This is a genomic window from Micromonospora wenchangensis, assembly GCF_002210435.1.
GTDB lineage: Bacteria > Actinomycetota > Actinomycetes > Mycobacteriales > Micromonosporaceae > Micromonospora > Micromonospora wenchangensis.
In genome coordinates this window covers 31,014-51,688 of record NZ_MZMV01000038.1, presented here as the reverse complement: position 1 = coordinate 51,688, position 20,675 = coordinate 31,014, and the positions used below count along the sequence as shown (strand labels likewise).

Here is a 20,675-nt window from a genome sequence, read left to right as displayed (position 1 = left end):
CCGACGGTCAGTCGACGCCGAACTCCATCGCGGCCCGGTCGAGGGCCTCGTCCTCGGCGGTGGCGACGCCCCGGGAGGCGATGGCTTCCGCACCGCCCTGCGGCATCGCCCCGATCAGTCCGGTCGAGGCGGCCTGCGCCGCGCCGACCGCCCGCTGCGGGGCCGCCCCGCCGACCAGCCCGAGGGTGGCGTACTGCTCCAGCTTGGCCCGGGAGTCGGCGATGTCGAGGTTGCGCATGGTGAGCTGACCGATCCGGTCGGACGGGCCGAAGGCCGAGTCCTCGGTACGCTCCATCGACAGCTTGTCCGGGTGGTAGCTGAACGCGGGGCCGGTGGTGTCCAGGATCGAGTAGTCCTCGCCGCGGCGCAGCCGCAGGGTCACCTCGCCGGAGACGGCGGTGCCCACCCAGCGCTGCAGCGACTCGCGCAGCATCAGCGCCTGCGGGTCGAGCCAGCGGCCCTCGTACATCAGCCGGCCGAGGCGACGGCCCTCGTGGTGGTAGTTCGCCAGGGTGTCCTCGTTGTGGATGGCGTTGACCAGCCGCTCGTAGGCGGCGTGCAGCAGCGCCATGCCGGGGGCCTCGTAGATGCCCCGGCTCTTGGCCTCGATGATCCGGTTCTCGATCTGGTCGGACATGCCCAGGCCGTGCCGGCCGCCGATGGCGTTGGCCTCCAGCACCAGGTCGACGGGGCTGCCGAACTCCTTGCCGTTGATCGTCACCGGCCGGCCCTGGTCGAAGCCGATGGTGACGTCCTCGGTGGGGATCTCCACCGACGGGTCCCAGAACCGGACCCCCATGATCGGGCTGACCGTCTCGATGCCGGTGTCGAGGTGCTCCAGGGTCTTCGCCTCGTGGGTGGCGCCCCAGATGTTGGCGTCGGTGGAGTACGCCTTCTCGGTGCTGTCCCGGTAGGGCAGGCCGCGTTCCAGCAGCCACTCCGACATCTCCTTGCGGCCGCCGAGTTCGGTGACGAAGTCGGTGTCCAGCCACGGCTTGTAGATCCGCAACTGCGGGTTGGCCAGCAGGCCGTAGCGGTAGAACCGCTCGATGTCGTTGCCCTTGAAGGTCGAGCCGTCGCCCCAGATCTGCACGTCGTCGGAGATCATCGCCCGGACCAGCAGGGTCCCGGTCACCGCCCGGCCCAGCGGGGTGGTGTTGAAGTAGGCCCGGCCGCCGGAGCGGATGTGGAAGGCACCGCAGGTCAGCGCGGCCAGCCCCTCCTCGACCAGGGCGGCACGGCAGTCGACCAGGCGGGCGACCTCGGCGCCGTAGCTGAGCGCACGGCCGGGCACCGAGTCGATGTCGGGCTCGTCGTACTGGCCGATGTCGGCGGTGTAGGCGCACGGGACGGCGCCCTTGTCGCGCATCCACGCGACCGCGACCGAGGTGTCGAGGCCGCCGGAGAAGGCGATGCCGACACGTTCGCCGATGGGCAGGGAGGTGAGAACCTTGGACACAAGGAAGATTATGCACGTGCCCGCATTCTCATGCAAATAGCCCGGTGGTCGTGGCGGCTACCCGTCCACCGGGTCGTCCCGGCCCAACTCCCAGAACGCCACCGCCGCCGCCGCGGCCACGTTCAACGAGTCCACGCCGCGCCGCATCGGGATCACCACCCGCACGTCGCTGGCCGCCTGCGCCGCCCCGGTCAGCCCGGGGCCCTCCGCCCCCAGCAGCAGCGCCGCCCGCGCCCGCTGCGCCGGGGTCAACCGCTGCACCGGTACGGCGTCCGCCGCCGGCGTCATCGCGAGCACCGTGAACCCCGCCGCGCGTACCTCGTCCAGGCCGACCGGCCAGCGGTCCAGCTTCGCGTACGGCACCGCGAACACCTCCCCCATGCTGACCCGCACGCTGCGCCGGTAGAGCGGATCGGCGCAGGACGGCGAGAGCAGCACCGCGTCGATGCCGAGCGCCGCGGCCCCCCGGAAGATCGCGCCGAGGTTGGTGTGGTTGTTGATGTCCTCCAGGACCACCACCCGGCGGGCGGCGGCCAGCACCTCGGCGGCGGTGGGCAGGGGCTTGCGGTGGAACGAGGCGAGCACACCCCGGTGGACGTGGAAGCCGGTCGCCTTCTCCAGCACGTCGGGGGTGGCCGCGTAGACCGGGGCGTCCCCGGTGTCCAGGTCGGCGAGCTGGTCGACCCGCTTCGCGTCGACCAGGTACGACCGGGCCGGATAGCCGGCCCGCAACGCCCGGCGCAGCACCAGCTCCCCCTCGGCGATGAACAACCCGTGCGGGGGCTCCCAACGGGTACGCAGCTCGACGTCGGTCAACGCCCGGTAGTCGGCGATCCGGACGTCGTCGGGGTCGGTGATCTCGTGTACGGGCACCGCCCGATTCTGCCGGCTCCGCCCGTGCGCGCCCGACCCGGTCGGGTCATACCCGGGCGACCGGGTTTCCCCCGGCGTGACGCGGGAAGGGGGGCGGGAAGCGGACTCGACCGGAGGGACCACCACGATGAGCGCAGCGGGCACCACCGACGGCCGGTTGCCGAGGAACGCCACGGTCGCCGACCACATCGTGGCCCGCCTCGCCGAGTGGGGGGTGCACCGCTACTTCGGCTACCCGGGCGACGGCATCAACGGGATGACCTCCGCCCTGCAACGGGCCGGCGACCGGGTGGAGTTCGTCCAGGTACGCCACGAGGAGACCGCCGGCTTCGCCGCCGGCGCGCACGTCAAGTACGGCGGCGGCCCGCTCGGCTGCGCCCTGGCGACCAGCGGCCCCGGCGCGGTCCACCTGCTCAACGGCCTCTACGACGCCAAGCTCGACCACCAGCCGGTGGTGGCCCTGGTCGGCAACACCGCGCTCACCGCCGAGGGCGGCGGCTACTACCAGGAGGTGGACCTGCTCGCCCTCTACAAGGACGTGGCCGGGGACTTCCTGGCCCAGCTCGACGACCCGTCCCAGGTGCGGCACCTGGTGGACCGGGCCTGCCGGACGGCACTGTCCCGCCGGACGGTGACCGCGCTGGTGCTCCCGCTGGACGTGCAGGACGAGCCGGCGGTCCCGGACCCGCCGCACGCGCACGGCTACTACCACACCAGCGCCGCCCCCAGCAGCATGCCGACCGTGCCCCCGGAGGCGGACCTGCGCCGCGCCGCCGAGGTGCTGCGCGGCGGCGAGCGGGTGGCGATGCTGGTCGGGCAGGGGGCGCTCGGTGCCGAGGCGGAGGTGCGGCTGATCGCCGACCGGCTGGGCGCCGGGGTGGCCACCGCGCTGCTCGGCTTCACCGCCGTCGACCACCGCGAGCCGTGGGTGACCGGGGCGATCGGGCTGCTCGGCACCCGGCCGAGCTGGCAGCTCATGCAGGAGTGCGACAGGCTGCTGATCGTCGGCAGCAACATGCCGTACTCGGAGTTCTATCCGCCGCAGGGGCAGGCCCGTGCGGTGCAGATCGACCTGGACGGCACCCGGATGGGGCTGCGGTACCCGACGGAGGTCAACCTGACCGGCGACGCCGGCCCGACCCTGCGGGCGCTGCTGCGGGAGCTGGGCGACGGGCCCGCGCCGACGGCCTGGCGGGCGACGATCGCGGACGCCACCTCGGGCTGGCGGCAGGCCCAGGCGGAGCTGGCCGGGCAGCCCGCGCACCCGGTGAACCCGCAACTGCTGTTCCACACCCTCAACGACGCGCTGCCCGACGACGCGATGATCGCGGTGGACTGCGGCACCGCCACCGCCTGGTACGCCCGCCACCTCCAGGTCCGCCCCGGCATGCTGGCCAGCCTCTCCGGCACCCTGCTGTCGATGGGTGGGGCCATGCCGTACGCCCTGGCGGCGAAGTTCGCCCACCCGGACCGTCCGGTGGTGGCGTTGATCGGCGACGGGGCGATGCAGATGAACGGGGTCAACGAGTTGATCACCGTGGCGAAGAACTGGCGGCAGTGGGCCGACCCGCGTTTCGTGGTGCTGGTGCTCAACAACCGGGATCTGGCGTTCGTCAGTTGGGAACAGCGCTCCACCGAGGGCACCCCGCGCTATCCGGCCAGCCAGGACCTGCCGGACGTGGCGTACCACAGGTGGGCCGAGGTGTTGGGCCTCGACGGTGTGCTGGTCGAGCACCCCGACCAGGTCGACGGCCTGTGGCGGCGGGTGCTGACCGCCGACCGCCCGGTGGTGGTGAACGCGGTGGTCGACCCGGCGGAGCTGATGCTGCCCCCGCACTTCACCCTCGACCAGGCCCGCAAGACGGCGGCGGCCCTGCTGCGCGGCGACACCGACCGGGCCGGCATCGTCCGCCGGGGCATCCCCGCCACCCTGGCCACCTACCGCCCCCGTCGCCGCTGACCCACCCGCCCCGCCCGGTCGTTGTGCGCGATGCCGGCGCAACAGCGGTATCAGGTCGGACGGACACCGCTGTCCCCCGACCTCGTGTCGACCATGCGGCCGAGCGGTTGCCCCGGACAGCTAGCGTGCCCGGGGTGCGACGATCGACGATGGTGGCGCTGGTGGGCGTGGACGGCTCCGGCAAGTCGACCCAGGCCACCGCCCTGGCCCGGCGGCTGACCTCGGCGGGCGTGCCGGCGGTCTACCTGGAGAACGCCGGCGGCCGGCCGCTGTGGAACCGGCTGGCGCAGGCGGTGGGCCGCCGCGACGGCGTGCACCTGTTCGGCAGGCGCTGCTATCCGCTGCTGGAGGCGACGGTGCGCTGGCTGGCGCTGGCCCGCGCGGTGGCGGTCACCCGGCTGACCGGACAGGTCGGGGTGATGGACCGCTGGACCTGGTGCCAGTACGTGATCATGCGGGCCCGGGGTGACCGGGGCGTCCGCCTGGTCCGCGCCGCGTACGCCGTCTTCCCGGAGCCCGACCTGGTCTGCTTCCTGGCGGTCACCCCGGAGCTGGCCCGACGGCGGGTGCTGGCCCGGGGCATCGACACCGAGGAGTTGGCGCACCTGACCGCGCTGGACGCCGGCTACCGGGCGCTGCCCGGGTTCGCCGACTTCACCGTGATCGACGGCGACGCCGACCCGGCGACCGTGGCCGCCGCCCTGGACCGGGCGGTCGCCACCGTCGCCGCCCGACGCTGACCGAGCCCGGCGGGCAATGTCGCCGGAACAGCGGTGTCGAGCCGAACGGACACCACTGTTCCGGCGACCTCGCGTCGAAGCACGGACCGCCCGGGTGGGGCGACGGCGGGTCAGCCCCGGCGGTTCTGCAGCCAACGGAGCAGGTCCGAGGGGAAGTTCTGGTCCTCCTGCTCCGGGGCCCGGGGCGACGGACGGGGCGCGGGACGTTGCGGGTTGCCGGCGAGTTCCCGGCTGGGGGCGGTGAAGTCACGCACCGGCAGGCCGTCGACCGCGGTACGGATGGTCCGGGCGACCGCGGTGATCACCTCACCCTGCACGGCCGCGCCGACCGCGTCGCTCGGGTCGTCGGGGTTGGCCGCGATGCCGGCGACCGCGACCTGCGGGGTGAACCCGACGAAGGTCTCGGTGGCGTTCTTCTCCGAGCTGCCGGTCTTGCCCGCCACCGGGCGGCCCACGATCCGGTCCACCCCACCGGCGGTGCTGCCGTTGCACTGCCCGTACGCCGACTGCTGGCCGACCGGGCAGCGGGCCGCGTCGGTGGCCGCCCGCGCCACGTCCGCCGACAGCACCTGCCTACAGGCCGGCTGGCCGACCGGCACGGTCGCGCCGTCCGGGCCGGTCACCGACACCACGGGCGTCGGCGCGCAGTACGTCCCCTCGGCGGCCACCGTCGCGTAGGCGTTGGCCAGGTCGAGCGGGGTGGTGGCGGACACCCCGAGGGTGAACGCCCCCCAGTTGTCGGCGTCGTGCGCGGCGAGGTCGGCGTCGGTCCGGGCCCGGAACGTGATCCCGAGGCGCTGCGCCATCTCCACCACCTTGGCCGGGCCGACCTGCTCCTCCAGCCAGACGAAGTAGGTGTTCACCGAGCGGCCGAAGCCGTCCCACATCATCCGGTAGCCGTCCATCCGCGCCGGGTTGGCGTTCGCCGGGCACCACCTGCCGCCGCAGGACGCCTCCCCCTCGGCCGGGAACCGGGTGGTCAGCCGGCTCGGCGAGTCGAAACCGGTGGACAGGGTACGGCCGTTCTCCAGCGCGGCGAGCATGGTGAACAGCTTGAACGTCGAGCCGGCCTGGTAGCCGGTGATGCTGCCGCCGCCGGAGACCAGCGGGTTGACGGTCTGCCCGTCGCCCACCCCGTACTCGCGGTTGACGGCCAGGGCGAGCACCCGGCCGGTGCCGGGCTCGACGGCGGCGATCGGCAGCGCGCGGGCGTCCTCGGCGGGGTAGACCTTGCGGGCCTCGGCCGCGGCGGTGGCCTGGACGTCCGGGTCGAGGGAGGTGACCACCCGGTAGCCGCCCCGGCGCAGCGCCTGCTCCCGTTCCTGCTCGGTCGCCCCGAAGGCGGGCTGCTCCAGCCACCAGCGGCGCAGGTAGTCGCAGAAGAAACCGGCGTCGGCGGTGACCGTGGCGGTGCAGCCGTTGGGCTGGGCGGTGGGGTGCAGGGTCAGCTTCTCGGCGCGGGCCCGGTCGGCCTCGGCGGTGGTGATCGCGCCGGTGGCGACCATCGAGTCGAGCACGTACCCGCGCCGTTCCAGGGCCGCGTCCCGGTCCCCGTCGATCGGGCTGTACTCGTCGGGCGACTGGACCAGGCCGGCGAGCAGCGCCGACTCGGCGAGCGTCAGGTCGGCCGGCGGCTTGCCGAAGTAGCGCTGGCTGGCGGCGGCGACCCCGTACGCGCCGGAGCCGAAGTAGGCGATGTTGAGGTAGCGGTTGAGGATCTCGTCCTTGCTGAGCGTCTTCTCCAGTTCGGTGGCGTACCGGATCTCCTGGAGCTTGCGCCCGACGGTCTGGTCGGTGGCCGCCTGCCGCTCCTCGGCGGTCCGGCTGGGGTCGCTCTTGAGCACGTTGCGCACGTACTGCATGGTCAGCGTGGAGCCGCCCTGGGCGGTGCCGCCGCCGGTGACGTTGGCGACCAGGGCGCGCGCCATGCCGCGCAGGTCGGCCCCGCCGTGGGAGTAGAAGCGCCGGTCCTCGGCGGCGACGATCGCCTGCCGCAGCGTCGGGGCGATCTCGGCCAACGGCACGTCGGTGCGGTTGACGTCGTAGAACGTGGTGAGCAGCGTCTTACCGTCGTTGGCGTAGAGGTAGGAGCGTTGCGGGGTGGCCGGGGTGCGCAGCGCCGCCGGCAGGTCGTCGAACGCCCCGAGCACCGCCCTGGTGGCGAGCCCCGCGAGCAGGTTGCCCGGCAGCGCGGCGACCGCGAGGACCAGGCCGGCCAGCAGGCCGGCGAGCAGCACGGTGAGCAGCCGCGTCAGCGGCGTCCGGGGTGAGGACATGCGGGTAAGCATTGCCACCGCACGGGCCAGCGGCCCACTCCGGCACCCGATTGTCAGGTAACTCACCGTGACCTGCCAGCGACTTCCCCGTCCCGCTGCCCTGCCGTCCCCGTCCGTCCGGTCCATCCCGTCTCTCCCCCGGCTCGGTGATCAAGAGGTTTGGGCGCGTCCCGTCCGGATTCCTGACCCGAAGCTCTTGATCACCGGGGCGGAGGCGGGCGGGAGTGGGCGGGAGCGGGGAGGGAGGGTCAGGGGGTGGTGACGCTGGCGGTGGCGGCGTCGCGGGCGACGGTGGCCGGGACGAGCCGGCCGGAGCGGTAGCCGATGCCGATGCCGGCGACCAGCACGAAGATCGCCCCGAAGGTCTGCAACGGGCCGAACAGCGCGCCACCGAGGCCGAGCAGGGGCGCGGCGATCATCAGCATCACCCCGTCGCCGATCGCGAACGCCCCGGACCGGGCCACCGCCCAGCCGATGAGCAGCCAGCCCACGGTGTAACAGGTGGCGCCGAGCAGCACCAGCGTCCGGGCGGTGGTGCCGAAGACGGGGGTCGACGCGGCCAGGCCGGCGAAGGGCAGCATGAGCACCGTACCGCCGATGCTGGTCAGCAGCCCGGCCACCGCGCCCCGGCGGCTACGGGTGGCCGCGAGCAGGCCGGTCAGCGCGAGCAGGGCGAGCAGGCCCAGCCAGATCGCCGCCACCCAGCCGAGCAGGTACAGCGGCTGGCCGTCGGCCGGGTAGGGCTCGTTGCCGACCCCGCCGTCGCTGGCCATCGCCACCGTGCCGGTGAGCACCGCGTAGGCGGGCAGCAGCCAGACCGCGGCGCGGGCCAGCCGGCGCAGCGACCACGCCCAGCTGGCGTCGGTGGCCGGCGCGGCCGGTCCGGGGTCGCCGACGAAGGGCAGCACCCCGAAGCCGCCGCCGGTGCGCCGGGTGCCCAGCGGCCCGGCCGGGTCGTGTGCGCCGGGAACGGGGGTACGGGAGAACAGCCGCTGCGCCGGGTCCTTCATGCCTCACCTCGTCCGCTCCGCCGGGCGACGCCGGCTGCCTGCCGGGTGGTCGGCCCACCCGCCTGCCCGCGACGGGTGACACGGAACGCGTCGACGCCCCGGGCCTGACCACCACCCGTCCCTCAGGACCGATCGTGGCAGGCGCCGGGGCGCCGGATGAGCGTTTCTCACATTTGCCGCCCGGGGTGGGCGGCGACGGGGTCAGGCCCGTTCGCGCTGGTCGACCGGGTCGCTGACCAGGCTGGCCGGGGAGACCGGCTCGGGTGCCGGCAGCCCCTTCGGCACGTTGCCGCCGGTGGCCTGCGCCTCGGCGACGCGGACCTCGTCGTGGATCTGCTGGGCGGCGCTGGCCGCCGCCTCGGCCGCCTCGGCGGCCTCCCGCTCGACCTCGCTGGCGGTGCGCTTCGCCTCGGGGGCCGGCTCGTCGCCGACCATCCGGCTCAGCCCGCCCAGCGCGCCGCCCATGCCCTCCAGCGCCTTGGTCAGCTCGGCCGGGACGATCCAGACCTTGTTGGCCGTGCCGTTGGCGATCTGCGGCAGCGCCTGGAGGTACTGGTAGGCCAGCACCTTCTGGCTCGGGTTCGCGGTGTGGATCGCGTCGAAGACCGTCCGGATCGCCTTCGCCTGGCCCTCGGCCTGCAGGATGCGGGCCTGCCGGTCACCGTCGGCGCGCAGCACCGCCGCCTGCTTCTCACCCTCGGCGGTGAGGATCTGCGACTGCTTGTGCCCCTCGGCGTTGAGGATGGCGGCCCGGCGGTCCCGCTCGGCGCGCATCTGCTTCTCCATCGAGTCGCGGATGCTCGGCGGCGGCTCGATCGCCTTGATCTCCACCCGGGTGACCTTGATGCCCCACCGGCCGGTGGTCTCGTCGAGCACGCCGGAGAGGTGCCGGTTGATCTCCTCCCGGCTGGTCAGCGCCCGCTCCAGGTCGAGCGAACCGATCACGTTACGCAACGTCGTGACGGTCAACTGCTCGATCGCCTGGATGAAGTTGGCGATCTCGTAGGTCGCCCGGACCGAGTCGACCACCTTGTAGTAGAGGACGGTGTCGATCGACACCACCAGGTTGTCGGAGGTGATCACCGGCTGCGGCGGGAAACTGACCACCTGCTCCCGCATGTCGACCTTGGTACGCACCGCGTCGACGAACGGGACCAGCAGGTTCAGGCCCGGGTTCAGGGTGCTCTTGTACTTGCCGAGCCGCTCCACCACGTCCTGACGCTGCTGCGGCACGATCCGCACCGCCTTGGCCAGCGTCACCACTATGATCAACGCTACGGCCACCAACAGGACCGCTACAAATTCCATACCGTCACCTTTTCGCTTCCGGCAGCTCGCCGGGGGAGGAAATGTCGTCCTGCCACACCAGGGCGGTCGCGCCCTGGACCTTTATCACCTGCACCCGCGCACCGGGCGCGAAGGTCTGCGTCGCGTCGTACGGACGTGCCGTCCACAACTCGCCGTCGATCTTCACCATGCCCTGTTCGGCATCGACCTGCTCGATCACCAGGGCGGTGGCGCCCTCCAGCGCCTGCACCCCGAACGGCTGCTCGCCGCTGTCGAGCGACGGCCGCATGTGCCGGCGGATGGTCGGCCGGGCGAGCGCCACCGTCAGCGCCGACACCACGGCGAAGACCACCGCCTGCACGGCGACTGGCGCACCCAGCGCGGCGGCCCCGGCGGCGGCGAACGCGCCGACCGCGAACATGATCAGAAACAGCGTCGTCGTGAAGATCTCGGCGACGGCCAACAGCACACCCAGCACGATCCACACCACGGCGTCCACCCCTCGATCGTGACACGTCCACGCGAATCCACCCACTTCTGATGATCAGTAAGCTCGGTTCAGTCCCGAACCGACCCCCGCGAAGGAGCTGCTGGTGACCCTGCTCGCCGAGACCGCCCGCCGGATCGACACCCTCGTGGCGCAGGCCCAGGCCGCCGGGCGCGCCCCCTCCCTGGCGCTCGGGATCGTCCGGGACGGCACGCTGGTCCACCTGGCCACCGCCGGCGACCACCCGCGCCCCGACGCCGACCTGCAGTACCGGCTCGGCTCGATCACCAAGACCATGACCGCCACGCTGGTCATGCGGGAACGCGACGCCGGCCGGCTCACCCTGGACGACCCGCTGGAGCGGCACCTGCCGGGCACCGCCGTCGGCGGGCTCACCCTGCGCCAGCTCCTCGGCCACGCCAGCGGCCTGCTCCGCGAGCCCGACGGCCCCTGGTGGGAACGCACCGAGGGCACCGACCTGGCCACCCTGGTCGCCGGCGTGACCACGGACAAGGTCGGCTACCCCGCCTGGCGCGGCTACCACTACTCCAACCTGGCGTACGGGCTGCTCGGCGGGGTGCTGGAGCGGATCACCGGGACGCCCTGGGCGCGGCTGCTCACCGAACGGATCCTCGACCCGCTGGGCCTGCGCCGCACCACCTACCGGGAGACCGAGCCGTACGCCCGGGGCTACGTGGTGCACCCGTGGCACGACACGCTGCGGGAGGAACCGCGTACCGACACCGGGGCGATGGCCCCCGCCGGGCAGCTCTGGTCGACGGTGACCGACCTCGCCCGCTGGGCGGCGTTCCTCGCCGACCCCACCGACGAGGTGCTGGCCGCCGACACCCTCACCGAGATGTGCACCCCGGTGATGCTCAACGACCTGGACTCCTGGCGCGGCGGGCACGGGCTGGGGCTGGAGCTGTACCGCGACGGCGACCGGGTGTACGTGGGCCACGGCGGCTCGATGCCCGGCTACGTGGCCGCCCTCACCGTGCACCGGCCCAGCCGGACCGCCGTGGTCGGCTTCGCCAACTCGTACGGCTTGCGCACCGGGCACATCGGCGGGCTGTCCCGGCAACTGCTCACCCTGGTCCTGGACGCCGAACCGGCCCCGGTCGCGCCCTGGCGGCCGGCGTCCGCGCCACCGGCGGCGGAACTGGCCGAGCTGACCGGCCGCTGGTGGTGGATGGGCATCGAGTACGAGGTCCGGGCCGACCCGGCCGGTGAGCTGTGGGCCGGCCGGCCCGGCGAGCCGACGCTGCGGTTCACCCGGACCGGTCCGGACCGCTGGCGGGGGCGCTGCGGCGAGGAGGACGGCGAGGTCCTCGCCGTGCTGCGCGACCCGGCCGGGCGGGCGGTGGGCCTGGACATCGGCACCTTCGTCTTCACCCGCACCCCCGACCAGGAGCCCTGACCGGGCCGGGCCGGCCGGCCGTGGGTGTCAGTCGGGTTCGGTGACGAAGTCGATCAGGCGTTCCATCGCGTTGATCAGTGGGGTCTCCACGTCGGCGAAGCTGTCCACCCGGGACAGGATGCGCCGCCACAGCTCGGCCGGCTCGGCCACCCCGAGGGCCGCGCAGACGCCCTCCTTCCACGGCCGGCCCGGCGGCACCACCGGCCAGGCCCGGATGCCCACCGCCGCCGGCTTGACCGCCTGCCACACGTCCACGTACGGGTGACCGGTGACCAGCACGTACGGGGAGTCCACCCGGGCCACGAGCCGGCTCTCCTTGGAGCCGGGCACCAGGTGGTCGACGAGCACCCCGAGCCGGCGGCCGGGGCCGGGGCCGAACCCGCGCACCTCGGCGTCGAGGGCGTCGATGCCGTCCAGCGGCTCCACCACCACGCCCTCGATCCGCAGGTCGTCGCCCCAGATCCGCTCCACCAGGGCGGCGTCGTGCACGCCCTCCACCCAGATCCGGCTGGCCTTGGCCACCCGCGCCCGCACGTCGGCCACCGCGATCGACCCGGAGGCGGTCCGGCGGCGGGCGGCGGGCACCGGGGCGCGGGCCGGCCGGCGCAGGGTCACCGGTTCCCCGTCGAGCAGGAACGCGGCGGGCAGCAGCGGGAAGACCCGCCGCCGGCCGTGCCGGTCCTCCAGCACCACCGCCGACGCCTCGAACCCGACCACCGCGCCGCAGAACCCGGAGTCGGCGTCCTCCACCACGAGATCCGGTTCGGCGTCGACCTCGGGGGTGACCTTCCGTCGCCGCCAGTCGCCCGCCAGCACGTCCTCGCCGTATCGCCCCGCCATGCCGATCACGCTAACCTCCGTCGCGCCCCGGCACCTCCCGACGCGCCCGCCCGACCCGACACGCCGGGCCGTCCGGTCCGGCCCGCCGGGCGGCGCGACCGGGCCACGCGGCGGCACGCCGGGTGCGCGACCGGGCGGCACCGGCCCGTGACCGTGTGCCCGCACGGCCCGCCACCTGCGGCGGTGGGCGGACCGGACAGCCGACGATCCGGCAGTCGAGACAGGGGCGGCGGGGAGCACGTACCCTTTTCCGCATGTCCTCCCCCGCAACGGGCGCGGCCACCCTGGCCGCGCGCCGGTCGAGCCGTTTCGTGGCCTGGGTACGCGCCTGGCGGGCCGGCCTCGTGCCCTTCGACGAGGTCGCCGAGTCGGTCGCCGGCGACGAGGAGCACCTGGTCGCCGACGCCCCGGGCACCTGGCGGGACGTCCCGCTGCGCGAGGCCCTGCCGGCGCTGGCCAAGCTCTCCCCCGACGAGATCCGGTTGGTGCTGCCCGCGCCGGGCGATCCCCGGGGGCTGCCCGGTCCGGGCGACTTCGCCGGGGCGGCGCTGCTGGCCGGGGAGGCCGTGGTGGCCGGTGCGCTCGGCCTGATCCCCGAGGTACGCACCCACACCTCCGGCTCCGGGATGACCTGGGAGACGGTGCTGTGGCGGGTCTACCCGCTGCCGGCCGACGCGGCCCAGGCGTCGCTGACCGCGCCGGGGGCCGCCGAGGCGGAGGCGGAACTCGCCACCGCGCTGGCCGAGTCCACCGCCGCGTTGACCCGGCTCGACGTGGCCCAGTGGCGGCCCGAGCTGGCCGGGGCGCTCGCCGCGCTGCGTCGCCCGGACGGCGCGACCGACCTGCCGCCCGGGTTCGACCCGCGTTCCCGGCGGCTGTTCGCCCGCGCCGCCGTGCTCGACCGGGTGCTCGCGCTGGCCGGGGAGAGCGCACCCGGCGGGGCGATCAACAACCACGAGGCGCAGCAGCGCGACGCGGCGCTGCGCCCGCTCACCACCGCCTGCCGGCAGGCGCTGGTCGCCGCCTGCAACGCCCCACTGCGCCCCTGACCGCACCCACCGGGCCCGCCGCAGGGGCCGGTACGGCTCAGATCTCGTCGATCAGGTCGAGCACCGAGTCGACGATCCGCGACGGCCGGTACGGGTAGCGTTCCGTCTCGGCGCGGGTGCTGATCCCGGTGAGCACCAGGATCGTCTCCAGCCCCGCCTCCAGGCCGCACAGGATGTCGGTGTCCATCCGGTCGCCGATCATCGCGGTGCTCTCCGAGTGGGCGTTGATGGTGTTCAGCGCCGAACGCATCATCATCGGGTTCGGCTTGCCGACGAAGTACGGCTCCACCCCGGTCGCCTTCGAGATCATCGCGGCGACCGACCCGGCGGCGGGCAGCGCGCCCTCCACCGACGGGCCGGTGACGTCCGGGTTGGTGCAGATGAACCGCGCCCCGTCGTTGATCAGCCGGACCGCCTTGGTGATCGCCTCGAAGCTGTAGGTGCGGGTCTCGCCCAGCACCACGTAGTCCGGGGCGAAGTCGGTCAGCACGTAACCGACCGCGTGCAGCGCCGTGGTCAGCCCCGCCTCCCCGATCACGTACGCGGTCCCGCCCGGCCGCTGGTCGGCGAGGAACTGGGCGGTGGCCAGCGCCGCCGTCCAGATCGCCTCCTCGGGCACCTCGAATCCCATCCGGGTCAGCCGGGCCTGCAGGTCGCGCGGGGTGTAGATCGAGTTGTTGGTGAGCACCAGGAAGGGCTTGCCGGAGGACCGGAGCCGGTTGACGAACTCCGGCGCGCCGGGCACGGGCTGGCCCTCGTGCACCAGCACGCCGTCCATGTCGGTGAGCCAGCTCTGCACCGGCTTGCGGTCAAGCATCTGTCGTCCCAAGGGGGTGTCGGGGAGGGCGGGTCGTCGGCATCAGGGGCGGCGCGCGGCGGGCACGCAGCACGGGGTGGGGCAGGTGTCCCACATCGGCAGCTCACCGAGGCGGCGGCGGGACGCCGGCCCGTCGGGCGTGGTGCGTTCGGCCACCAGTTCGCGCACCATCGCCACGAACCTCGGGTCGGTGCCGGGGGTGCCCGCCCGGACGAAGTCCAGGCCGAGCTGCTTGGCCGTCTCGGACGCCTCGGTGTCGAGGTCCCAGACCACCTCCAGGTGGTCCGAGACGAACCCGATCGGGCTGACCACCACCCCGGTCACCCCCTGCCCGGCGAGGGCGGTCAGGTGGTCGTTGACGTCCGGCTCCAGCCACGGCACCTGCGGCGGGCCGGAGCGGCTCTGCCAGACCAGGTCGTAGGGCAGGTCGGGGGCGGCTGCGGCGTGCACCAGGCGGGCGGTCTCGGCAAGCTGCGCGGTGTACCGGCCGCCGTGCGGGCCGGCGGTGGCGGCCGCGGAGGTGGGGATGGAGTGCGCGGTGAAGACCAGCCGGGTGGTGTCCCGCCGGGCCGGGTCGAGCTGGGCCAGCGCCGAACGCACCGCGTCGGCGTGCGGCTCGACGAAGCCCGGGTGGTCCCAGAACTGGCGCAGCTTGTCGATCACCGGGGCGTCCGGGCCGACGGCAGCCCGCGCGGCGGCGATGTCCTCCTGGTACTGCCGGCACGACGAGTAGCCGCCGTACGCGCTGGTGACGAACGCCAGCGCCCGGGTGATCCCGTCGTCGCGCATCTGCGCCACGGTGTCGGCGAGCATCGGGTCCCAGTTCCGGTTGCCCCAGTAGACGGGCAGGTCGACGCCGTGGGCGGCGAGGTCCGCCCGGATCGCGGCGAGCAGCTCGCGGCACTGCTGGTTGATCGGGGAGACCCCACCGAAGTGCAGGTAGTGCTCGGCGACCTCGGCCAGCCGCTCGGGCGGCACCCCCCGCCCCCGGGTCACGTTCTCCAGGAAGGGCAGCACGTCCTCGGGCCGCTCCGGGCCACCGAAGGAGACCAGCACCAATGCGTCGTACGACATGGGGTCATTCTCCCCCGCGGTCGGCGACGACCTGACGACGGCCCCTGGTCCCGCAGGTTACGTGGGGGCCCCGCGCCGGGGCCCCCACGTGCGGCTCAGGCGCCCAGGGCGTGGTAGCCGCCGTCGACGTGGACGATCTCGCCGGTGGTGGCCGGGAACCAGTCCGACAGCAGGGCCAGGCAGGCGCGGGCGGCCGGTTCCTGGTCGGTGAGGCTCCAGCCGAGCGGGGCCCGCTCGGTCCACGCCTGCTCGAACTGCTCGAAGCCGGGGATGGACTTCGCGGCCATCGTGCGCAGCGGCCCGGCGGCCACCAGGTTGCTGCGGATGCCCTGCTTGCCCAGGTGCAGCGCGAGGTAGCGGGAGGCGGACTCCAGCCCGGCCTTGGCCACCCCCATCCAGTCGTAGACCGGCCACGCCTTGGTGGCGTCGAAGGTGAGCCCGACCACCGATCCGCCCGGCGACATCAGCGGCAGCGCCGCCATGGCCAGCGACTTGTAGGAGTACGTGGAGACCTGCAGCGCGGTCGCCACGTCCTCCCAGGGGGCGTCGAGGAAGCCGCCGCCGAGGCAGCTCTGCGGGGCGAAGCCGATCGAGTGGACCACCCCGTCGAGACCGTCGACGTGCTCGCGTACCTGGTCGGCCAGGCCGGCGAGCTGCTCCGGGCTGGTCACGTCCAGCTCGATGATCGGCGCCGGCTGGGGCAGCCGCCGCGCGATCCGCTCGACCAGCGAGAGCCGGCCGTAGCCGGTGAGCACGACCTGGGCGCCGTTGTCCTGGGCGAGCTTCGCCACCGAGAAGGCGATCGAGGCGTCGGTGATGACGCCGGTGACGAGCAGCCGCTTACCGGCGAGCAGTCCTGACATGTGTTGGCTTCCTCCGTACGTTCTCAGTGACCCATGCCGAGGCCGCCGTCGACCGGGATGACGGCACCGGAGATGTAGCCGGCGGCGTCCGAGGCGAGCCAGGTGACCACCCCGGCGACCTCGTCCGGCGCGGCGAACCGCCCGGCCGGGATGACCTTGCGGTACTCGGTGCGGCGCTCCTCGGGCAGCGCGGCGGTCATCTCGGTGTCGATGAAGCCCGGGGCGACCACGTTCGCGGTGATGTTGCGGCTGCCCAGCTCCCGGGTGATCGACCGGGCCACCCCCACCAGGCCGGCCTTGCTGGCCGCGTAGTTGACCTGGCCGGCGCCGCCGTAGAGCCCGATCACCGACGAGATGAAGATCATCCGACCCCACTTGGCCCGGAGCATCTTGGACGAGGCCCGCTTGGCGCAGCGGAACGCGCCGGTGAGGTTGGTGTCGAGCACCCCGGTGAACTGCTCCTCGGACATCCGCATCAGCAGCGTGTCGTCGGTGATGCCGGCGTTGGCGACCAGCACCTCGACCGGGCCCAGCTCGGCCTCGACGGTGGTGAACGCGGCGTCGACGGAGGCGGTGTCGGTGACGTCGCACCGGACGCCGAACAGTCCCTCCGGCGCGTCGCCGCTGCGGTGCGTGACCGCGACCCGGTCGCCCTGCTTGGCGAACGCCTGGGCGATGGCCAGTCCGATTCCCCGGTTGCCGCCGGTCACCAGCACGGTGCGGGCCACGGGTCCCCCTTCGGTTCCGCTGATCATTCCGGTCGGAGCCTAGGCGTTACCGACAGGTAACCGCTAACGGTGCGCCACCGGCCCCGGCGCGGCGGGCCGGGACGCCCCGCCCAGGGTGGCGGTGCGACCACCCTGCGGGAGCGGACGGCCACCGTCCGGGGCGGGACCGGCCGAATACGCGTCGCGGGTGTCCCCGTTGTACGATGATCGGCGTCCGCGAGCCGAATGCGACTCGCGTTTCTGGCCCCGCCGACCGCAGGAGGTGATCGCTGTGCGAGATAGCGATCCTCCCAGTCGTGGCCGGGCCGTCCGTCAGCCCCGCTGAGCCACGACTCAGTCGGTCGAGCTGACCCAGCTCCCGCTCCCCGCACCGCCCGTTCGCGGCCCCGGCCGACGACCGGCCGGTGGTGCCGTCCCGCGCCGGGACGCCCCGGTGGAGCAGCCCGGTCACGACTTCGTGTGCGCGCCCTGACCAACCCCTGCGGTCCCGCCCGCCCCGCGGACCGTCCAGTCGCCACCGGAGCCGTTCATGAGCCGCTACGTCGCCCCGCTGGGCTTCACCCTCGCCGCCGTCTGGGTGGCCGTCGTGTTCGTCCTGGCCGGCGGCGGTCACTGAGACCGCCACCGGCCGCCGCGCCGGGCCGCCCCGGCCCCGGATCACCGCACCCGGGACGTCCGGGGTACGGGTCACCGCACCCGGGACGTCCGGGCCGGCCTCACAGCATCCGGGACGTCCAGAGCAGGCTCAGCCCGCCCGCGCAGAGCGCCAGCAGCAGCGCCACCCCCGCGTACCACTGGGTGATCTCGCGGGGCTCGGTGCGGAACCCGATGGACGAGCCCATGTCCTGGTAGACCTGCTTCAGCTCGGCCACCGAGGCCGCCTCGTAGAAGAAACCCTCGGTGGTCTCGGCGAGCTGGGCCAGCGCCAACCGGTCCACCGGCACCCGCTGCAACTGACCACCGATGTCGACCTGCCCCGAGTCGGTGCCGAACGCGATGGTCGAGACCGGCACGTTCGCCGCCTGCGCCGCCGCCGCGGCCTCCTCCACCGACCGGCCCGAGGTGCGGAACCCGTCGGAGAGCAGCACGATCCGGGCCGGCGGGATACCCGCCGCGCCATCGGCCGGCACCGACCGGATCGCCTCCAGGCAGGTGAAGACCGCCTCACCGGTGGCGGTCGCCTCGGCCAGGGTCAGCCCGTCGATCGCCGCCGTCACCGCGGCCCGGTCCTTGGTGGGCGCCACCAGCACGTTCGCCGCCTTGGCGAAGGAGACCAGCCCCAGGTTGTAGCTCGCCGGCAGCTCACCGACGAACTGCTTCGCCGCCTCCTGCGCCGCCTCCAACCGGTTCGGCGACACGTCGTCGGCCTGCATCGACAGCGACACGTCGATGGCGAGCATCACGGTGGCCCGCTCCAACGGCTCCTCGGTGTCGATCGCCGGGCGGGCCATCCCGGTGGCCAGCGCCACCATCGCCAGCAGCAGCACGGTCGCCGCCGCGTGCCGCCGCCACCCCAACCCCTTCGGCGCGAGGGTACGCAGCAGGTCCACGTTGGTGAACCGCATCGCGTACGCCCGGCGGTGGCGCTGCCGCCAGACGTAGGCGGCGGCCAGGGCCAGCACCGGCAGCAGCGCGAGCAGCCACCACGGTTGCATGAAACGGATCATCGCGTCGTCCCCCGGGTGCGGGCGTGCCGCTGGGCGGCCACGAATCGCACCATGTCCAGCAGCCAGTCTCGGTCGGTACGCAGCATCAGGTGCCCGGCGCCGGCGGCCCGCAGCTCGGTGGCGATCGCGCCACGCTGGGCGGCGGCCGCCTCGGCGTAGCGGCGGCGCAGCCGCGGGTCGGCGGTCTGCACCTCGTGCAGCTCCCCGGTCTCCGGGTCCACCACCGGCAGCACCCCCACGTCGGGCAGCTCCAGCTCGCGCGGGTCGACCACCTCGATGGCCAGCACGTCGTGCCGGACCCGCAGCTTACGCAGCGGCCGGCCCCACTGCGCGGGCGGCGCGAGGAAGTCCGAGATCACCACCGCCAGGCCCCGCCGGCGCGGCGGCCGGTTGAGCAGGTCGACGAGCGCGCCGAGGTCGCCGCGCCCGGGGCGCAGCGGGGTGTGCGCCACGGCACGCAGCAGTGCCTGTGCCTCCCGCCGGCCGGACCGGGCCGGCACCCGGGTCAGCATCCCCGGGCCGGTCGGCTCCGGCGGCGGGGCGGACCGCCACCGGCGGGCGGGCGCGGCCGGCGGCGGGGCCCCGGTGCCGATCACCGCGCCGATCCGGTTGCCGCCGCGCACCGTCAGGTGGGTCAGCGCGGCGGTCGCGGCGACCACCACGTCCCGCTTGAGCCACCGGCCGGTGCCGAAGTCCAGGCTCGCCGACAGGTCCACCGCCAGCCAGGTCTCCAGCTCCCGGTCGGCCACCGTACGCCGCACGTGCGGGGTGGTGGTGCGGGCGGTCACCGGCCAGTCCATCCGGCGTACGTCGTCGCCGGGCCGGTACTCGCGCGACTCCCCCGCCTCGCTGCCCGGACCGGGCAGCAGGCCCGCGTAGTCGCCCTGGAGCAGCCCGTCGAGTTTGCGGGTCACCAGCAGTTGCAGGCGGGACAGCACCGCCTCGGTCCGCTGGCCACCGGCGTCGGCCGGGCGTACCGGTGCGGTCACTGGTGCTGTCCGGGCCAGCCGGCGGCCGGCGGGCCGCTGACCGGCGGTGGGGACGCCTGCTGCCGGGGCGCGACCGAGGGCGGCGGGATGGTCGACATCACCCGGTGCACCACGTGGTCGGCGGGCACGTCGTCGGCGAGCGCGTCGTAGCTGAGCACCAGCCGGTGCCGCAGGATGTCCGGCGCGATGTCCTGGACGTCCTGGGGCAGCGCGTAGTCCCGGCCGCGCAGCAGGGCCAGCGCCCGGGTGGCCCGGATCAGGCCGAGCGAGGCGCGCGGGCTGGCCCCGTACTGGATCAGCCGGGCCACGTCGGGCATCCCGTGCTCGGCGGGGCTGCGGGTGGCCAGCACCAGCCGTACCGCGTAGTCGACCAGGGCGTTGTGCACGAAGACCTGGTCGGCCTTGCGTTGCAGGGCGAGCAGGTCGTCGGTGTCGAACACCTGCGCCGGCTCGGGCGCGGCGACCCCCATCCGGTAGACGATCTCGCGCTCCTCGGCGTCGGTCGGATACCCGACGACGATCTTCATCAGGAACCGGTCCCGCTGCGCCTCCGGCAGCGGGTAGACGCCCTCCTGCTCGATCGGGTTCTGGGTCGCCATCACCAGGAACGGGTCGGGCACCCGGTGGCTCTGCCCGCCGATCGACACCTGCCGCTCGCTCATCACCTCCAGCAGCGCCGACTGCACCTTGGCCGGAGCCCGGTTGATCTCGTCGGCGAGCAGGAAGTTCACGAAGACCGGGCCCAGCTCGACGTCGAACTTCTCACTCGACTGCCGGTAGATCCGGGTGCCCATGATGTCGGCCGGCACCAGGTCCGGGGTGAACTGCACCCGGGCGAACTGCCCGCCCACCACCCGGGCCATCGTCTCCACCGCGAGGGTCTTGGCCACCCCGGGCACCCCCTCCAGCAGGCAGTGCCCCCGGGCCAGGAGCGCCACGAACATCCGCTCCACCATCCGGTCCTGGCCGACGATCACCCGTTTGATCTCGAACAGGGCCCGTTCCAGCAGGGTGGCGTCCTGGGCGGGGGTGGTCACCGCCGCGGGTGTCTCGGGGGCCGTCCCGTTCGGGGTCGGGGCGTCGGGCGTGGTCGGCTGGGCCACCGGTCCTCCACAGCATGTTCGGTCGTCGTGGCG

General features: G+C 73.9%; 18 protein-coding genes. 4 read left to right on the top strand and 14 right to left on the bottom strand.

What is annotated here, in order from left to right:
* Positions 1-7: 7 nt before the first annotated feature.
* Both argG and B5D80_RS21250 read right to left on the bottom strand, forming a co-directional pair.
* On the bottom strand, positions 8-1,459 hold the full coding sequence (gene argG, locus B5D80_RS21255; protein ID WP_088645673.1) for an argininosuccinate synthase: 1,452 nt from the start codon (positions 1,457-1,459) through the stop codon (positions 8-10).
* A gap of 57 nt (positions 1,460-1,516) precedes the next feature.
* Positions 1,517-2,332, bottom strand: coding sequence for a TrmH family RNA methyltransferase (locus tag B5D80_RS21250; protein WP_088645691.1), 816 nt, complete (start codon positions 2,330-2,332; stop codon positions 1,517-1,519).
* 127 nt (positions 2,333-2,459) lie between these two features.
* Here B5D80_RS21250 and B5D80_RS21245 point away from each other — a divergent pair, with 127 nt between their 5' ends.
* Both B5D80_RS21245 and B5D80_RS21240 read left to right on the top strand, forming a co-directional pair.
* Positions 2,460-4,292, top strand: coding sequence for a thiamine pyrophosphate-requiring protein (locus B5D80_RS21245; RefSeq protein ID WP_088645672.1), 1,833 nt, complete (start codon positions 2,460-2,462; stop codon positions 4,290-4,292).
* A gap of 134 nt (positions 4,293-4,426) precedes the next feature.
* Positions 4,427-5,032, top strand: a complete 606-nt coding sequence (locus tag B5D80_RS21240; RefSeq protein WP_088645690.1) for a dTMP kinase — start codon at positions 4,427-4,429, stop codon at positions 5,030-5,032.
* A 110-nt stretch (positions 5,033-5,142) separates the two neighbouring features.
* Here the strand turns inward: B5D80_RS21240 and B5D80_RS21235 are convergent, their stop codons facing one another.
* The 4 genes from B5D80_RS21235 to B5D80_RS21220 form a co-directional block, all read right to left on the bottom strand.
* Positions 5,143-7,374 (bottom strand): transglycosylase domain-containing protein, encoded by a 2,232-nt coding sequence (locus B5D80_RS21235; RefSeq protein WP_169733087.1) that lies wholly within the window; start codon positions 7,372-7,374, stop codon positions 5,143-5,145.
* A 182-nt stretch (positions 7,375-7,556) separates the two neighbouring features.
* Positions 7,557-8,318 carry a hypothetical protein gene (locus tag B5D80_RS21230; protein WP_088645670.1) on the bottom strand — a complete coding sequence of 254 codons (762 nt, stop codon included), beginning with the start codon at positions 8,316-8,318 and terminating at the stop codon, positions 7,557-7,559.
* Positions 8,319-8,519: 201 nt separating this feature from the next.
* On the bottom strand, positions 8,520-9,626 hold the full coding sequence (locus tag B5D80_RS21225; RefSeq protein WP_088645669.1) for an SPFH domain-containing protein: 1,107 nt from the start codon (positions 9,624-9,626) through the stop codon (positions 8,520-8,522).
* 4 nt (positions 9,627-9,630) lie between these two features.
* Positions 9,631-10,104 (bottom strand): NfeD family protein, encoded by a 474-nt coding sequence (locus B5D80_RS21220; protein WP_088645668.1) that lies wholly within the window; start codon positions 10,102-10,104, stop codon positions 9,631-9,633.
* A gap of 94 nt (positions 10,105-10,198) precedes the next feature.
* On the opposite strand from B5D80_RS21220, the gene B5D80_RS21215 reads away from it, so the two are divergent.
* Positions 10,199-11,512 (top strand): serine hydrolase domain-containing protein, encoded by a 1,314-nt coding sequence (locus B5D80_RS21215; protein WP_088645667.1) that lies wholly within the window; start codon positions 10,199-10,201, stop codon positions 11,510-11,512.
* 27 nt (positions 11,513-11,539) lie between these two features.
* On the opposite strand, the gene B5D80_RS21210 is transcribed toward B5D80_RS21215, so the two are convergent.
* On the bottom strand, positions 11,540-12,352 hold the full coding sequence (locus tag B5D80_RS21210; protein ID WP_088645689.1) for a DUF3097 domain-containing protein: 813 nt from the start codon (positions 12,350-12,352) through the stop codon (positions 11,540-11,542).
* A gap of 254 nt (positions 12,353-12,606) precedes the next feature.
* Here B5D80_RS21210 and B5D80_RS21205 point away from each other — a divergent pair, with 254 nt between their 5' ends.
* Positions 12,607-13,401, top strand: coding sequence for a hypothetical protein (locus B5D80_RS21205; RefSeq protein ID WP_088645666.1), 795 nt, complete (start codon positions 12,607-12,609; stop codon positions 13,399-13,401).
* 37 nt (positions 13,402-13,438) lie between these two features.
* Here B5D80_RS21205 and B5D80_RS21200 read toward each other — a convergent pair whose 3' ends face one another.
* The 7 genes from B5D80_RS21200 to B5D80_RS21170 form a co-directional block, all read right to left on the bottom strand.
* A complete protein-coding gene (locus tag B5D80_RS21200) occupies positions 13,439-14,218 on the bottom strand; it encodes an HAD-IIA family hydrolase (RefSeq protein WP_088645665.1) in 780 nt (259 codons plus the stop codon).
* 42 nt (positions 14,219-14,260) lie between these two features.
* Entirely contained in the window at positions 14,261-15,292 is a 1,032-nt protein-coding gene (locus tag B5D80_RS21195; protein ID WP_088645664.1) for a ferrochelatase, read from the bottom strand.
* A 95-nt stretch (positions 15,293-15,387) separates the two neighbouring features.
* Positions 15,388-16,155: an enoyl-ACP reductase FabI gene (fabI, locus tag B5D80_RS21190; RefSeq protein WP_088645663.1), complete on the bottom strand. Its 768-nt coding sequence runs from the start codon at positions 16,153-16,155 to the stop codon at positions 15,388-15,390.
* A gap of 23 nt (positions 16,156-16,178) precedes the next feature.
* Positions 16,179-16,883: a beta-ketoacyl-ACP reductase gene (fabG, locus tag B5D80_RS21185; RefSeq protein WP_088645662.1), complete on the bottom strand. Its 705-nt coding sequence runs from the start codon at positions 16,881-16,883 to the stop codon at positions 16,179-16,181.
* Between the two features lie 716 nt (positions 16,884-17,599).
* On the bottom strand, positions 17,600-18,550 hold the full coding sequence (locus B5D80_RS21180; protein WP_088645661.1) for a VWA domain-containing protein: 951 nt from the start codon (positions 18,548-18,550) through the stop codon (positions 17,600-17,602).
* Positions 18,547-19,557 carry a DUF58 domain-containing protein gene (locus B5D80_RS21175; RefSeq protein ID WP_088645660.1) on the bottom strand — a complete coding sequence of 337 codons (1,011 nt, stop codon included), beginning with the start codon at positions 19,555-19,557 and terminating at the stop codon, positions 18,547-18,549. The genes B5D80_RS21180 and B5D80_RS21175 overlap by 4 nt, the downstream gene beginning before the upstream one ends.
* Entirely contained in the window at positions 19,536-20,642 is a 1,107-nt protein-coding gene (locus tag B5D80_RS21170; RefSeq protein WP_088645659.1) for an AAA family ATPase, read from the bottom strand. The genes B5D80_RS21175 and B5D80_RS21170 overlap by 22 nt, the downstream gene beginning before the upstream one ends.
* Positions 20,643-20,675: the final 33 nt, after the last annotated feature.

Bases quoted from the DNA above. Each gene is read 5' to 3' on its own strand.
- B5D80_RS21245 (WP_088645672.1), top strand. From the start codon at position 2,460: ATGAGCGCAGCGGGCACCACCGACGGCCGGTTGCCGAGGAACGCCACG.
- B5D80_RS21230 (WP_088645670.1), bottom strand. From the start codon at position 8,318: ATGAAGGACCCGGCGCAGCGGCTGTTCTCCCGTACCCCCGTTCCCGGC.
- B5D80_RS21225 (WP_088645669.1), bottom strand. From the start codon at position 9,626: ATGGAATTTGTAGCGGTCCTGTTGGTGGCCGTAGCGTTGATCATAGTG.
- B5D80_RS21210 (WP_088645689.1), bottom strand. From the start codon at position 12,352: ATGGCGGGGCGATACGGCGAGGACGTGCTGGCGGGCGACTGGCGGCGA.
- B5D80_RS21205 (WP_088645666.1), top strand. From the start codon at position 12,607: ATGTCCTCCCCCGCAACGGGCGCGGCCACCCTGGCCGCGCGCCGGTCG.
- B5D80_RS21200 (WP_088645665.1), bottom strand. From the start codon at position 14,218: ATGCTTGACCGCAAGCCGGTGCAGAGCTGGCTCACCGACATGGACGGC.
- B5D80_RS21195 (WP_088645664.1), bottom strand. From the start codon at position 15,292: ATGTCGTACGACGCATTGGTGCTGGTCTCCTTCGGTGGCCCGGAGCGG.
- fabI (WP_088645663.1), bottom strand. From the start codon at position 16,155: ATGTCAGGACTGCTCGCCGGTAAGCGGCTGCTCGTCACCGGCGTCATC.
- B5D80_RS21180 (WP_088645661.1), bottom strand. From the start codon at position 18,550: ATGATCCGTTTCATGCAACCGTGGTGGCTGCTCGCGCTGCTGCCGGTG.